Source organism: Streptomyces sp. M-16, assembly GCF_052114405.1.
Classification (GTDB): Bacteria; Actinomycetota; Actinomycetes; order Streptomycetales; family Streptomycetaceae; genus Streptomyces.
In genome coordinates this window covers 55,384-68,209 of the sequence record NZ_JBFRER010000033.1, presented here as the reverse complement: position 1 = coordinate 68,209, position 12,826 = coordinate 55,384, and the positions used below count along the sequence as shown (strand labels likewise).

Here is a 12,826-nt window from a genome sequence, read left to right as displayed (position 1 = left end):
GCTCCGACAGCGGGCCGGCCGGGCGTCGGCGGTGGGCTCGACGAGTCGCCGGTAGCGGACGTCGGGGCGAGGAGCGGGGCGTCGGGGCGGGTGTCGGCGGGCGGTACGGAGCGGGAGCCGGTTAGGGCCGGGGCGGGGCGGGGCGGGTTCCACGCCGGGCCGGGCCCCGGGGCAGGGGGCGCGGCCTGCCCCGGAAGGGCCCGGGGCAGAGGCTCGGGCCAGGGGGTCAGGGCCCGGGGGCATGTCTGAGGGTGGGCCGGGGCAGGGGGTCTGGGCCCGGCTCGGGGCCGGTCCGGGGGCGGGGGTGAGGGGGCGGGGTCGGGCCCGGCTCGGGGCCGGTCAGAGGGCGGGGCCGGTCAGAGGGCGGGGCCGGTCAGGGGGCGGGATCGTGGCCCGCCTCGGGCCCGGTCAGGGGGTCAGGGCTGGGGCCCGCCTCGGGCCCGGTCAGGGGGTCAGGGCTGGGGCCCGCCTCGGGCCCGGTCAGGGGCAGGGCTCGGGGCCGGTCAGGGGGTCAGGGCTGGGGCCGGGGTAGGGGCCGGTCAGAGGCAGGGCTCGGGGCCGGTCAGGGGGTCAGGGCTGGGCTCGGGGCCGGTCAGAGGCAGGGCTCGGGGCCGGTCAGGGGGTCAGGGCTGGGGCCGGGGTGGGGGGTTGGGGGGCCGAGGGGGTGGGCGGGGTGGGGCGGGCCGCGGCGACGGCCGTCCACAGGACCCACACCAGCGCCACCAGTGCCCGTATCCAGGCGGGGCTCAGCGGGATCCAGGGGATCATCAGAACGGCCTTGTCGAAGGCGTCCAGCAGGGTCAGCGCTCCCAGGAGCAGAGTCAGTCGGGCCAGCCAGGGGCGCCCGGGGCGCAGGGCCAGGCCGGCGCCGGTCCACCAGAGGCCGAGCAGCAGGAGGGCGAGGGCCGGGACGAAGGTGTCCTGGAGGGGCATCGTGGAGCCGGCCACGTCCAGGGCCAGCCCGGCGGCCCCCAGCAGGGAGGCCACCGTGCCCAGCCGGGAGCGGCGCAGGCGGCGCCACCACAGCACCCCGCCGACCAGCAGCAGGACGGCCGCCACCGCCAGCGCGATCTGCGTCTCCACCCGTTCCGCGCCGCGGGCCCCGTACCAGTCGCAGCCGGCCGGGAGCTTGCGGGCCTGGACGTTGTAGTCCGCGCAGACCAGCAGCTGGGCGAGCTTGACCGGTTCGCCCACCAGCCGGGCGGAGGCGCCGCCGACCTCGCCGCGCGCCTTCCCGCACTGCGGCAGGGTGCCCGGGGTGGAGCCGTCGGGGCCGTCCTGCCAGCAGTTGCCGCGGCCCTGGCCGTCCCACCACACGTCGGTGCCGTTGGGCCGCGAGGCCCCTGACCTGTCCTTGCCGAGGATGTTGCCGGCGTACCGGTTGTGGTGGGAGGTGTCGGTCTGCTTCGACCACTTCCCCTCGCCGCGGATGAAGGCCGGCACCGCGCTGAGGAAGAAGCCGGCCCGCCGGTGCCCGTACACCCAGTTGTTCTCGTAGAGGTTCCAGTTGCCTCCGGCGGTGATGATGCCGGTGCCCGGCGGCATCGAGATCTGGGGGCAGACCACCCCCTGTTCGTAGCCGCGCTCGACGGGCGGCTTCGCGCAGGTGCCGTCGGCCACGTAGGGGTAGTAGTCGGCGTTGTTGTCGTGGATGAGGTTGCGTTCGAAGCGGGCGTGGTTCTGCGGGAGGCCGGGGTGTCCGGGGAAGGCGCTGTCCATCGAGGCGCCGCCCATGTTCTGGTCGAACTCGTTGTCGTGGACCCAGACCGAGTCACCGGCGGTGCCGGAGTAACCGACCATGTTGTGGTGGCTGCGGCAGCCGGTGATCTCGATCGAGTACCGGGGCACGTCGTAGCCGCGCCCGTCGTTGATGTCGGAGGCGCTGCCGGGGTAGATGCCGGAGTCTCCGTTGCCGTAGGACTCGCAGTTCTTGTACAGGCCGTGGTCGCTGGCGAAGGTCAGGAAGCCGTACTCGTCGTTCCAGCGGGTCAGTACGTCGTCGATGACGAAGCCGTCGCCGGCCAGTACGTACAGCGAGTTGAAGGTGGTGCGCTGGGCGGTGAAGTTGCGGAAGTAGACGCCGTCGGACGTGTCGGCGCGGATGGCGTTCAGCTTCTGGTACTTGGCGTCGATGACGACGTCCATGCGCGAGGCGCCGGTGCCCTCGATCTGGAGGTTCTTCTTGCCGAGGATCGCGACGAGGTTCTGGTTGTGCGGGCAGCGGGCCTGCTGTTCGTAGGACAGGATCTGGTAGCCCAGGGCGGAGTTGGGGGCCTTGAGGGCGGCGCACTCGCCCGTCGGCCCGGGGAGCGAGGGCTCCTCCTCGTAGAGGCCGGGCAGGACCGCGATGTTCATGCCGGGGCGGTCGACGGCGTCGACGGCCGCCTGAAGGTGGCGGTAGCCGGACTTCTCGCAGCGTTCGTAGAGGTCGAGGTTGCGGCGGCGGAGGTCGTCGGGGAATCCGGCGATACGGCGCTCGAAGGCGGGCCGGTCGGTCTTGCAGACGATCAGGTCGGGCTCCGCCGCGCGGTACGCGGGGACGGATCCGGTGCCGTCGGGCAGGGCGACGGGGCGCTCTTCGTGCGCGAGGGCGGCGGGCGCGGCGGCGAAGAGGGACAGGAGGGCGAGCAGGGCGGCGAGGAGCGCCGCCGGCACGGCAGGGAACCTGCGGGTCCACGACATGCGCGTGAGAGTAGAGCAATGTTCATCTTTTCGGATCCCCTCTCGCACGGATCCGTCCGCTCCGCCATCCGGAGGGAGGCCCGGGCGGGAATCGGCCATGCGGTCGGGGAGGGCGTTGACGAGCGGCGCGCGGAATCCTACTGTCTGGCATAGGATTCCTTCGACGGAGCGGGAGCAGCCCATGAGCGAGCAGGCCAGGAAGACGGCGGAGGCGCTGGAGTACCTCACCGGCTTCGGAAACGAGCACAGCTCGGAGGCCGTGCCGGGCGCGCTCCCCCACGGCCGCAACTCGCCCCAGCGCGCCCCGCTCGGCCTCTACGCCGAGCAGCTCAGCGGCAGCGCCTTCACCGAGCCGCGCCGCCACAACCGCCGCTCCTGGCTCTACCGGATCCGCCCTTCGGCCGCGCACCCCGCCTTCACCCGGGTCGGCAACGGAGCGCTGCGCACGGCGCCCTTCACCGAGGCCGTCCCGGACCCCAACCGGCTGCGCTGGAACCCACTGCCCGACCCGGCCCCGGGCACGGACTTCCTGGCCGGCCTGTGGACCCTGGGCGGCAACGGCGACGCCACCCAGCGCACCGGCATGGCCATCCACCTCTACGCCGCCAACGCCGACATGACGGACCGGGTGTTCAGCGACTCCGACGGTGAGCTGCTGATCGTCCCGGAGCGCGGCGGCCTGCTGCTGCGCACCGAGCTCGGCCTGCTCTCGGTCGGCCCCGGCGAGGTGGCCCTGATCCCGCGCGGCGTCCGTTTCCGCGTCGAGCTCCTCGACGGCGACCGCGACGGCGACCGCGACGGGGGCGGGGGCGGCAACGGGGGCGGCGCGCCCGCCCGCGGCTACGTCTGCGAGAACTACGGGCAGCCCTTCGACCTCCCCGACCTGGGCCCGATCGGCGCCAACGGCCTCGCCGCCGCCCGCGACTTCCGGGCGCCGGTCGCCGCGTACGAGGACGTCGAGCGTCCCACCGAGGTGGTCAACAAGTTCTGCGGGAACCTCTGGTCCGCGACCTACGACCACTCCCCCCTCGACGTCGTGGCCTGGCACGGCACGCACGTCCCGTACGTCTACGACCTGCGCCGCTTCAACGTCATCGGGTCGATCAGCTACGACCACCCCGACCCGTCGATCTTCACCGTGCTGACCTCGCCCTCCGACACCCCCGGCCTGGCGGGCGTGGACTTCGTGGTCTTCGCCCCGCGCTGGCTGGTCGGCGAGGACACCTTCCGCCCGCCGTACTTCCACCGCAACGTGATGAGCGAGTACATGGGCCTGATCGAGGGCGCCTACGACGCCAAGGCCGAGGGGTTCGTGCCGGGCGGCGGCTCGCTGCACAACATGATGTCGGCGCACGGTCCCGACCGCGAGACCTTCGACCGGGCCAGCGCCGCCGAGCTGAAGCCGCAGAAGATCGACGACGGCCTGGCCTTCATGTTCGAGACCCGCTGGCCGATCACCGCCACCCCCCAGGCGGCCGGGGCGGAGCACCTCCAGCGCGGATACGACGACGTCTGGGAGGGTCTCCAGCGCCACTTCCGCGCCTAACATGCGCATGCGTGCGCGCACGGCTCCCGTGCGCGCACGCCCGCCGCCTGCACTCCAGCCTGCCGCCGTTCGGAGAACCACCCGTGACCGCCTTCGCCCCCGACTCCGTCGTCCTGAACCGGAAACTGCCCCTCTGGTACCAGGTGTCCCAGTCCCTGCGCGCCTCGATACTGGGCCGCACCCCGGACGCCTCCTTGCGCCTGCCGACCGAGGAACAGCTCGCCGAGCACTACGGCGTGAGCGTCCTGACGATGCGCCAGGCGCTCAAGGAGCTGGAGGTCGAGGGCCTGATCAGCCGGCACCGGCGGCGCGGCACCTTCATCGAGCCGGGCGCGCGGCGCAGCGCCCCGGTGCGGCTGCTGGGGTCGGTCGACGCGATCGTGGCCCAGCAGTCGGGCGAGCGGACGACGATCCTGGGGCGGGAGCGGACGCCGGTGGCCGGTGAGCTGCTGGAGCACTTCCCCGACACCGCCGAGGTGGTCACGTACCGCCGGCTCCGGCACGACGGGGAGAGCGGCGAGCCCACGAACTGGGCGGAGAACGCGGTCCGCCCGGAGTTCGCGGACGCCGTGGACCTGGACGACCTGGTGCGGTGGCCGATGACGAAGGTGCTGCGCGACGTGGTGGGGGTGCGGATCAGCCGGATCACCGACACCGTCGAGGCGCGCCTGGCGGACCCGGTCACGGCCGAGYTGCTCCAGGTCCCGCTGCTGAGCCCGATCCTGCACTACACGGGCGTGACGTACGACGAGGACGGGCGGGTGGCCGACGTGGCGCGGATCCGCTACCGGGGCGACCGGTTCTCCTTCACGGTGACGGTCGACGCGCCCTGAAGGCCGACGGGCCGACGGGCCGACGGGCCGACGGGCCGACGGGCCGACGGGCCCTGACGCTCGACGCGCCCTGATGCCCGGCGCGCCCTGTCGGCGGACCCGCCCCGAGGGCCTCCGCGCCCCCGAGGGCGGGCAGGCGGGTCCTAGCGCTCCTCGCCCTTCTCCTCCCCGAGGCGTTCCCCCTCGGCCTGCGAGGGGGTGGTGCGCATCGTCTGGGGGTGCTGCCGCTGCTTGCGCTGCTGCTCGTCCATGTCCTCGTCGAGCCGCTCGCCCTCCGCCTGTGACGGCGTCGAATACTCGTCGTACTGACTCATGGCCGACTCCTAGGTCGGTACGGATGGTACGTATGCGTACATAAGGAGCGTAACGCTTCGGCCTGGACACGGCCCGGCCCCCGCGCCCCGTCGCTACCATCTGCCGGGTGAGCGAAGACGTACCGCTGCTGGACGATCTGATGCCCTGGTCCGTGGGCGGCCTGCGCCTGGGGCGGGACTGGGTGGCCGCGCCCGATCCGGCCACGCTGCGCGCCCGCTGGACGGCCCTGACGCGCGCCGAAGGGCAGGAGCGGGAGCTGCTGTTCCGGCCGAGCCGGACCCGTACGCCCGCGGCCGGAGCGGCCGCCCTGCCCGGGCAGCGCTCGGCGACGGCCCGCTTCTCCGAGGCCCCCGGCCCGTTCCCCGACCCCGTACGGGTACTCCGCGCGCCCTTCGACGAGCAGTGGCTGCTGCCCGACCAACGGCTCATCGACTCGGCGCGCCCCGAGCTGTGGCGGGTCCTCGACGCGCAGCAGCTGTTCGTGGTGGAGACGCCGGAGCCGCTGGTCACCGCCCATCTCCCGGCGGGCCGGCTCGGCCGGATCCGGCCGCTGCACCGGCGCCCCGGCGGGGCCGAGCCGAATCTCGCGCCTGGCCTGCTGCCGCTGCTGGGGGCGCGCCACGGCGGCTGGGTCACCCCCGAGGACGTGCTGTGCTGGATCCTCGCCGCGGGCCGCCCCGGGCCGCGCGGGTACGAGGTCCCGCTCGCGGCGGACCCGGAGCGGTGGCGGGCCGGGCTGGAGCTGGGCCGGCGGCTGCTCACCGTACAGCTGCGCGGGGTGCGGGGCGGGGAGCCGCCCCGGCTGCCGGGCGGGCGGCGGCCGTACGTCCGCTCGGCGGTGACGGCCTGGCCGCGGGAGCTCGCGTACGACCCGGAGAGCGAGACGCTGACCCTCGGGGACGGTGCGGTCTCCCCGGTGCCGACGGGCGCGTGGGAGTACGAGGCGCAGGGCGTACGGGTGCTGGAGTCCTGGTTCGCCGCGCGCGGTGCGCACCGGGATCCGCGGGCGCGGGGCCTGGAGGCGTTCGGCCCGGCCGAGTGGCCGCAGTCCTGGACGCCCCGGCGGACGCGCGTCCGCGTCCGCCGGGGCGGCGCGGCCGGCCTCGTCAGGGAGCGGGGTCCCAGGCGCCCAGCAGGCGGGACACCGAGCGGTCGAAGACCGTCGCCATGTCGGGCGGCACCGCGGCTACCGGGCCGCCCCCCGTGAGGGCCTCGGCGAGCCGCGGGTACTCCCCCGACGCCAGCCGGGAGCCGAGCCAGGCCGTCCGTACGCCCTGTTCGGCGGCCTCGCTCCAGGGCAGCGAGCGGGCCCGTTCGGCCAGGGCCAGCTCACTCCCCACGAACGCCGCCACCGTGCCGTTCACCGCGGCGATCAGCTCCAGCTTCTCGCCGCCGGAAGCCTCCAGCGGCGCCAGGCAGGCCAGGCTGTGCTCCAGGTACCGCAGGGCGTGCGGGCCGAACCCGTAGACCGGGCTCAGCAGTCGCGGCAGCCACGGGTGGCGGTGCATCAGGGCCCGGGTCTGGCGGGCCAGCGCGAGCAGGTCGGCGCGCCAGTCGCCGCTCGGCGGGGTCAGTTCGTACTCCCCGCTGACGGTGTCGACCATCAGCTCGTGGAGGTCCTCCTTGCGGGGGACGTAGTTGTACAGGGACATCGTCCCGGCACCGATACCCGCCGCCACGCGCCGCATGGAGACGGCCTCGATCCCCTCCACATCGGCGATCCGCACCGCCTCGGCGGCGATGGAGTCCCGGCTGTGCGCGGGGCGCGGTCCGCGCCCCGCCCGCACGGGGCGGGTCCAGATCACTTCGGGTTCAGCGGGGCGCCCGCCGGCTGTCATCGGTCACATCACCTCGTCGTCTCGCCACCATTTTAGTTACGTACACCGTACGTAGTGAGGTACGGTGCCTCTCATGACGACTACGTACGCTGTACTTAGTGAGGGTCTGGAGAAGCACTACGGTGAGGTGCGCGCGCTGCGCGGGCTGGATCTGGCCGTGCCGGAAGGCACCGTCTGCGGGTTGCTGGGCCCCAACGGCGCGGGCAAGACCACGGCCGTCCGGATCCTCACCACCCTCACCGCACCCACCGGGGGCCGCGCCCTGGTCGCCGGTCACGACGTCACCCGCGACCCCGCCGCCGTCCGCCGCGCCATCGGGGTCACCGGGCAGTACGCCTCCGTCGACGGGGACCTCACCGGCCGCGAGAACCTCCGGCTCTTCGCCCGCCTCGCCGGACTGCGCGGACGGGCCGGCCGGGAGCGCGCCGACGCGCTGCTGGAACGGTTCGGGCTCGGCGAGGCGGCCGACCGGGTGGCCTCGGCCTGGTCCGGCGGCACGAGGCGGCGCCTGGACCTCGCCGCCGGACTGATCACCCGCCCCCGGGTGCTGTTCCTGGACGAGCCCACCACCGGCCTGGATCCGGCGGCCCGCGAGCACATCTGGGCGGCCGTGCGCGCGCTCGCCGACGAAGGCACCACCGTCCTGCTCACCACCCAGTACCTGGAGGAGGCCGACCGGCTCGCCGACGACATCCTCGTCGTCGACCGCGGCCGGGCCGTCGCCACCGGCACCCCGGCCGCCCTCAAGGCCCGCATCGGCTCCTACGCCGAGGTCACCGTCGCACGGGCGGACGCCCTCACGGCCGCGGCCGGGGTCCTCGACCGGCTCACGGGCGGGCGGCCCGCCCTGGACGAACAGCGGCTCACCGTCGGGGCGACCGTGCTGGACCCCGGCGTCACGCTCCCGCAGGTGATCCGCGCGCTCGACGGCGCCGGCGTCCCGGTGACGGACGCGAGCCTGCGCCCGCCCACCCTCGACGAGGTGTTCCTGCGCCTCACCCGGGTTCCGGCCCCCGCCCCCGTGAAGGAGAACGCGGCATGACCACCCTGCTCTCGGACGGCGGCGCCGTCCTGACCCGCCAGCTCCAGAAGGCCCGGCACGCCCCGACGCTGCTCGTGCTGACCCAGACGATGCCGCTGACGATGCTGCTCTTCTTCGGCTACGTCTTCGGCAGCGCGCTCGCCATGCCCGGCTCCGAGTACCGCGAGTTCCTGGTGCCCGGACTGCTCGCCGCGACCGCCGCCAACGGCCTGATGACCGGCATGTTCACGGCCGCGCAGGACGCGCACCGCGGGGTGATGGACCGCTTCCGGACCCTGCCGATGAGCCGGACCGCCGTCCCCCTGGGGCAGACGGCCGCCGACCTGCTGACCACGGCGGTGTCGCTGGTGCCGGTGATGCTGGTGGGACTCGCGATGGGCTGGCGGGCCGAGAACGGACTGCCCGGCGCGCTCGGGGCGTTCGGCGTACTGCTGCTGTTCCGCTTCGCCACCGCGTGGGCGGGGACGTACCTCGGGCTGTTGAGCCGGAGCGAGGAGGCGGCGGGGCAGCTCGGCAGCGCCACCTTCGTCCTGCCGATGTTGTCGAGCGCCTACCTGCCGACGGCCGGCCTGACCGGCTGGCTGCGGACGGTCGCGGAGTGGAACCCGATCAGCGCCGTGGCCACCGCCGTACGGGCCCTGTGCGGCAACGCGGGCGGCGAGGCGGCCCCGGGCGCGTCCTGGCCGGCGGCCCACCCGGTGGCCGGGGCGGTGCTGTGGTCACTGCTCCTGCTGGCGCTCTTCGTACCGCTGGCCACGCGCAGGTTCGCGCACGGCCGGGACTGAACCCCTCCGGACGAACCCCTCGGGACGGACGGTGATGGCCGGACAGGGGGGTGGACGGACAGGGGTGGACGGACGGTGACGGACGAACGGTGACAGACGAACGGTGACGGACGAACGGTGGCCGGACGGCGGGCTCCGCGTGGCCGCGTGCGGACCGCCGGGGCCGTACGGGGTGACAGACCCGGTCCTCCCGGTATAGGCATCGGTGTCATGGACACCGACCCGGCCCCCGCCACCGCCCCCCGGGGCGTCGCCCCCGAGCCCCTCCCCCTCGCCGGCCTCACGGTCGTCGCCGTCGAACAGGCCGTCTCCGCCCCCTTCGCCACCCGTCAGCTCGCCGACCTCGGCGCCCGGGTCATCAAGGTGGAACGCCCCGACGGCGGCGACTTCGCGCGGGCGTACGACACCGCCGCCCACGGCCTGGCCTCGCACTTCGTCTGGGCCAACCGCGGCAAGGAGTCCCTCGCCCTCGACCTGAAGGACCCGCGCGGGCTGGAGGTGCTGCACGGACTGCTGGCCGGCGCCGACGTCTTCGTCCAGAACCTCGCGCAGGGCGCCGCCGCCCGCCTCGGGATCGACGCCGCGGCCCTGTGCGCCCGCTACCCCAGGCTGGTCGCCGTGGACGTCTCCGGCTACGGACCCGAGGGCCCCTACGCCCACAAGCGCGCCTACGACATGCTCGTACAGTGCGAGGCCGGCCTGGTCTCGGTGACCGGGACGCCCGAGGTCCCCGTCAAGGCGGGGGTCCCGGCGGCCGACATCGCCGCCGCCATGTACGCCTTCTCCGGGGTGCTCGCCGCCCTCCTGCGCCGTGGGACGACCGGCCGCGGCGGCCCCGTCGAGGTGTCGATGCTGGACGCCCTCGCCGAATGGATGGGACACCCGCTGCACCACACGATGCACGGCGGGGAGCAGCCCGTACGGACGGGTCTCGCGCACGCCGTGATCGCGCCCTACGACGCCTACCCGACGGCCGACGGGGACCGCGTGCTGCTGTCGGTGCAGAACGACCGGGAGTGGGGGCGCCTGGCACGGCAGGTGCTGGGGCGGCCCGACCTCGCGGAGGATCCGGCGTACGCGACCAACGCGGCCCGCACCCGGGGCCGGGAGAAGACGGACGCGGTGGTGGCCGAGGCGCTCGGCCGGCTCGGCGCGGACGAGGCGGTGGGGTTGCTGGAGGCGGCCGGGATCGCCTGCGCGCGGCTCAACTCGGTGGCGCAGCTGGCCGCGCACCCCCAGCTCGCGGCACGCGACCGCTGGCGGCAGGTGGATTCACCGGCGGGCCCGCTGCGCGCGCTGCTGCCGCCGATCGGGCTGCCGGGTGGCGCGGAACCGCGGATGGGAGCGGTGCCCGCGCTCGGCGAGCACACCGACGCCCTGCTGCGCGCCCTGGGGATGACGGGCGCGCAGATCACGGCACTGCGCCGGGACGGTGTGATCGCCTGAGGCCGGGGGTACGCCGGGAGGATCCCGGGGGACGCCGAAGAGGAGACGGAGCCGGGGTACGGCCGGGCCGGACCGGCCGCCCTGCGGGGTCTGTTACGAGCGGCGGCTGCCGAAGAGCGTGCGCCGCAGCCTGCGCAGCGGGGCGAACAGCGCGACGCGCGCGCTCCGGCTCCGCTGAACGTGCGTGTGGTCGCGGGAGGTGAGCTCGCGCATCAGCAGGGTCGCCTCGGCCACCTCGTGGTGCGGGACGGCGGGACCGCCCAGCACGGCGAGATGGCGGTCGAGGCGCGAGCTGACCGCGCTGCTCCCGCAGGTGATGGCAGGCACGCGGGGCGGCCTGCTGCGCATTGCTATCTGTTCCATGTCTCTCCCCACCCGTACGAGGGCACCCGGCCCGGGCAGGGTAACCCTATCGCCCCGGCGTCACACTCGGGTATCCCGGTGGTGTGAATTACCCCTGTAGTTACGGGTAGTTGACGATTACTCACCGGAGTCGGTCGTCACTCTCCGCAGTATCGGGCCGACTTGGGGAGCCCCGCGGAGGGGCGAGCGGAGAGTGCCGTCACGACAGGGGCCGCCCGACGCGCACTGCGCTAACTTGGAGTGATCACCCGGTGACGCTTGGGGGTTCGCGTGAGTGGGAACGAAGGCGGGGACGCCGCGCGTGTCGTCGCCGGACGCTACCGGCTGATCGGCCCCCTGGGCCGCGGCGGCATGGGCATCGTCTGGCGGGCCCGGGACGAGGTGCTGGGCCGCGAGGTCGCCGTCAAGGAGGTACGGGCCCCGGCCGGGCTGGACGCCGCCGAGGTGGCGCGCATGTACCGGCGCCTGGAGCGGGAGGCGTGGGCGGCGGCCCGCATCTCGCACCGCGGGGTCGTCACCGTCTACGACGTGGCGAGCGAGGACGGCCGGCCCTGGATCGTGATGGAGCTGGTGCGCGGGCTCACGCTGGCGGAGGTGCTGGAGGGCGAGGGCCCGCTGACCCCGCAGCGGGCGGCCCACCTCGGCGAGCAGGTACTGGCCGCGCTGCGCTCCGCGCACGAGGCGGGCGTACTGCACCGGGACGTGAAGCCGGCCAACGTACTGATCGCCAACGACGGTCGGGTGGTGCTGAGCGACTTCGGGATCGCGAGCCTGGAGGGGTCCTCCGCGATCACGATGACCGGCGAGGTGGTCGGCTCCCCCGAATTCCTGGCTCCGGAGCGGGCTTTGGGCCGGGAGCCGGGTCCGGAGTCGGACCTGTGGTCGCTCGGGGTGATGCTGTACGCCGCCGTGGAGGGCGTCTCGCCGTTCCGCCGGGACACCCCGCTGTCGACGCTCCACGCCGTGGTGGACCGGGAACTTCCGCCGCCGCGCCGGGCCGGGCCGCTGGAGCCCGTACTGGAGGGGCTGCTGCGCAAGGATCCGCGGGAGCGGCTCGCCGCCGCGGAGGCCGCCCGGATGCTGCGGATCATCGGCGCGGGCGGGACCGTCCGGGCCTCCGGCGGGCCGGTGCCGGGGCCGGACGCCCCGACGGCCGTCGCGCACGAGGCGGGCGGCGCGTACGGGGGGAGCGGCGCGCACGCGGGGAGGGGCCCGTACGGGGAGACACCGGCGGTGGGACCGATGCCCGCCCCCGCGCCGTTGTCACCTCCGCCTCCCCCGCAGGGGCGGGCCGGGGTGGTGCTGACCTTCGGGATAGCGGTGCTGCTGCTGGTGCTGGTTTTGTTGGTGTGGCTCCTGCTGCGGGACACGGACTCCGGGACGGACGGGGCCGGCGGGGCCGGGCCCCCGGGCTCCGCGGCGGCCTCCGGGTCCGCTCCGGCGACCGCCTCCGGCTCGGCTTCGGCGTCGGCCTCGGCCTCCTCCTCGGCGTCGGCGGGCACCGCGCCCCCGCAGAGCGTCACGCTCTACGTCCACACCGTGCGCCCCGCCTACGACGGGAGCTGCCCGCCGCCCGAGACGCTCGCGCCCGCCTTCACCGGGACGCTGGAGGTGGCGCGCACCCCCGCCGTGGTGGAGTACCGCTGGATCACGCGCGGGGCATCGGCTCCCGCGTCGGACTGGCAGAGCATCGTGTACGAGGCGGACGGGCCCCGGACCCGCCAGTTGAACCACACCGAGTCCGGGCACCGGGCGGGTGCCACCCTCGCCGACGCGGTCCGGCTGGAGGTGCGGCAGCCCGCTCTGACGGCCTCGCCGTGGCTGGAGTTCTCCGTGACGTGCGCGAAGGAGACCCCGACGGGCGGGGCCTCCTCCCCCGCCGCCTCCGCAACGCCGGGCGGCACGCCCCCGCCGGAGCCGACCCCGACGCCGACGCCGAGTCCGAGCGGGCAGGCCGGTCCGGGGTAGCGGAGACG

General features: G+C 74.8%; 11 protein-coding genes. 7 read left to right on the top strand and 4 right to left on the bottom strand.

Annotated features, from left to right (window positions below):
* Positions 1–615: 615 nt before the first annotated feature.
* A complete protein-coding gene (locus tag AB4039_RS17945; protein ID WP_442271175.1) occupies positions 616–2,682 on the bottom strand; it encodes a right-handed parallel beta-helix repeat-containing protein in 2,067 nt (688 codons plus the stop codon).
* A 181-nt stretch (positions 2,683–2,863) separates the two neighbouring features.
* Between AB4039_RS17945 and hmgA the strand changes: the two genes are divergently transcribed.
* A complete protein-coding gene (gene hmgA / locus AB4039_RS17940; RefSeq protein WP_266838249.1) occupies positions 2,864–4,228 on the top strand; it encodes a homogentisate 1,2-dioxygenase in 1,365 nt (454 codons plus the stop codon).
* Positions 4,229–4,311: 83 nt separating this feature from the next.
* Complete coding sequence (locus tag AB4039_RS17935) at positions 4,312–5,061, top strand: GntR family transcriptional regulator (RefSeq protein WP_266841517.1); 750 nt, start codon at positions 4,312–4,314, stop codon at positions 5,059–5,061.
* 143 nt (positions 5,062–5,204) lie between these two features.
* Here the strand turns inward: AB4039_RS17935 and AB4039_RS17930 are convergent, their stop codons facing one another.
* Complete coding sequence (locus AB4039_RS17930) at positions 5,205–5,375, bottom strand: hypothetical protein (RefSeq protein ID WP_167456804.1); 171 nt, start codon at positions 5,373–5,375, stop codon at positions 5,205–5,207.
* A 140-nt stretch (positions 5,376–5,515) separates the two neighbouring features.
* On the opposite strand from AB4039_RS17930, the gene AB4039_RS17925 reads away from it, so the two are divergent.
* Complete coding sequence (locus AB4039_RS17925; RefSeq protein WP_442271187.1) at positions 5,516–6,583, top strand: type ISP restriction/modification enzyme; 1,068 nt, start codon at positions 5,516–5,518, stop codon at positions 6,581–6,583.
* On the opposite strand, the gene AB4039_RS17920 is transcribed toward AB4039_RS17925, so the two are convergent.
* On the bottom strand, positions 6,483–7,214 hold the full coding sequence (locus tag AB4039_RS17920; protein ID WP_266838250.1) for a TetR/AcrR family transcriptional regulator C-terminal domain-containing protein: 732 nt from the start codon (positions 7,212–7,214) through the stop codon (positions 6,483–6,485). The genes AB4039_RS17925 and AB4039_RS17920 overlap by 101 nt on opposite strands.
* 73 nt (positions 7,215–7,287) lie before the next feature.
* Here AB4039_RS17920 and AB4039_RS17915 point away from each other — a divergent pair, with 73 nt between their 5' ends.
* From AB4039_RS17915 to AB4039_RS17905, 3 genes are all read left to right on the top strand, one after another.
* Positions 7,288–8,256: an ATP-binding cassette domain-containing protein gene (locus AB4039_RS17915; protein WP_442271174.1), complete on the top strand. Its 969-nt coding sequence runs from the start codon at positions 7,288–7,290 to the stop codon at positions 8,254–8,256.
* Positions 8,253–9,041 carry an ABC transporter permease gene (locus AB4039_RS17910; protein ID WP_266838252.1) on the top strand — a complete coding sequence of 263 codons (789 nt, stop codon included), beginning with the start codon at positions 8,253–8,255 and terminating at the stop codon, positions 9,039–9,041. The genes AB4039_RS17915 and AB4039_RS17910 overlap by 4 nt, the downstream gene beginning before the upstream one ends.
* Positions 9,042–9,251: 210 nt before the next feature.
* On the top strand, positions 9,252–10,487 hold the full coding sequence (locus tag AB4039_RS17905) for a CaiB/BaiF CoA transferase family protein (protein WP_442271173.1): 1,236 nt from the start codon (positions 9,252–9,254) through the stop codon (positions 10,485–10,487).
* Between the two features lie 93 nt (positions 10,488–10,580).
* Here AB4039_RS17905 and AB4039_RS17900 read toward each other — a convergent pair whose 3' ends face one another.
* On the bottom strand, positions 10,581–10,850 hold the full coding sequence (locus AB4039_RS17900) for a hypothetical protein (protein ID WP_078950594.1): 270 nt from the start codon (positions 10,848–10,850) through the stop codon (positions 10,581–10,583).
* Between the two features lie 351 nt (positions 10,851–11,201).
* On the opposite strand from AB4039_RS17900, the gene AB4039_RS17895 reads away from it, so the two are divergent.
* A complete protein-coding gene (locus tag AB4039_RS17895) occupies positions 11,202–12,818 on the top strand; it encodes a serine/threonine-protein kinase (RefSeq protein ID WP_442271186.1) in 1,617 nt (538 codons plus the stop codon).
* Positions 12,819–12,826: the final 8 nt, after the last annotated feature.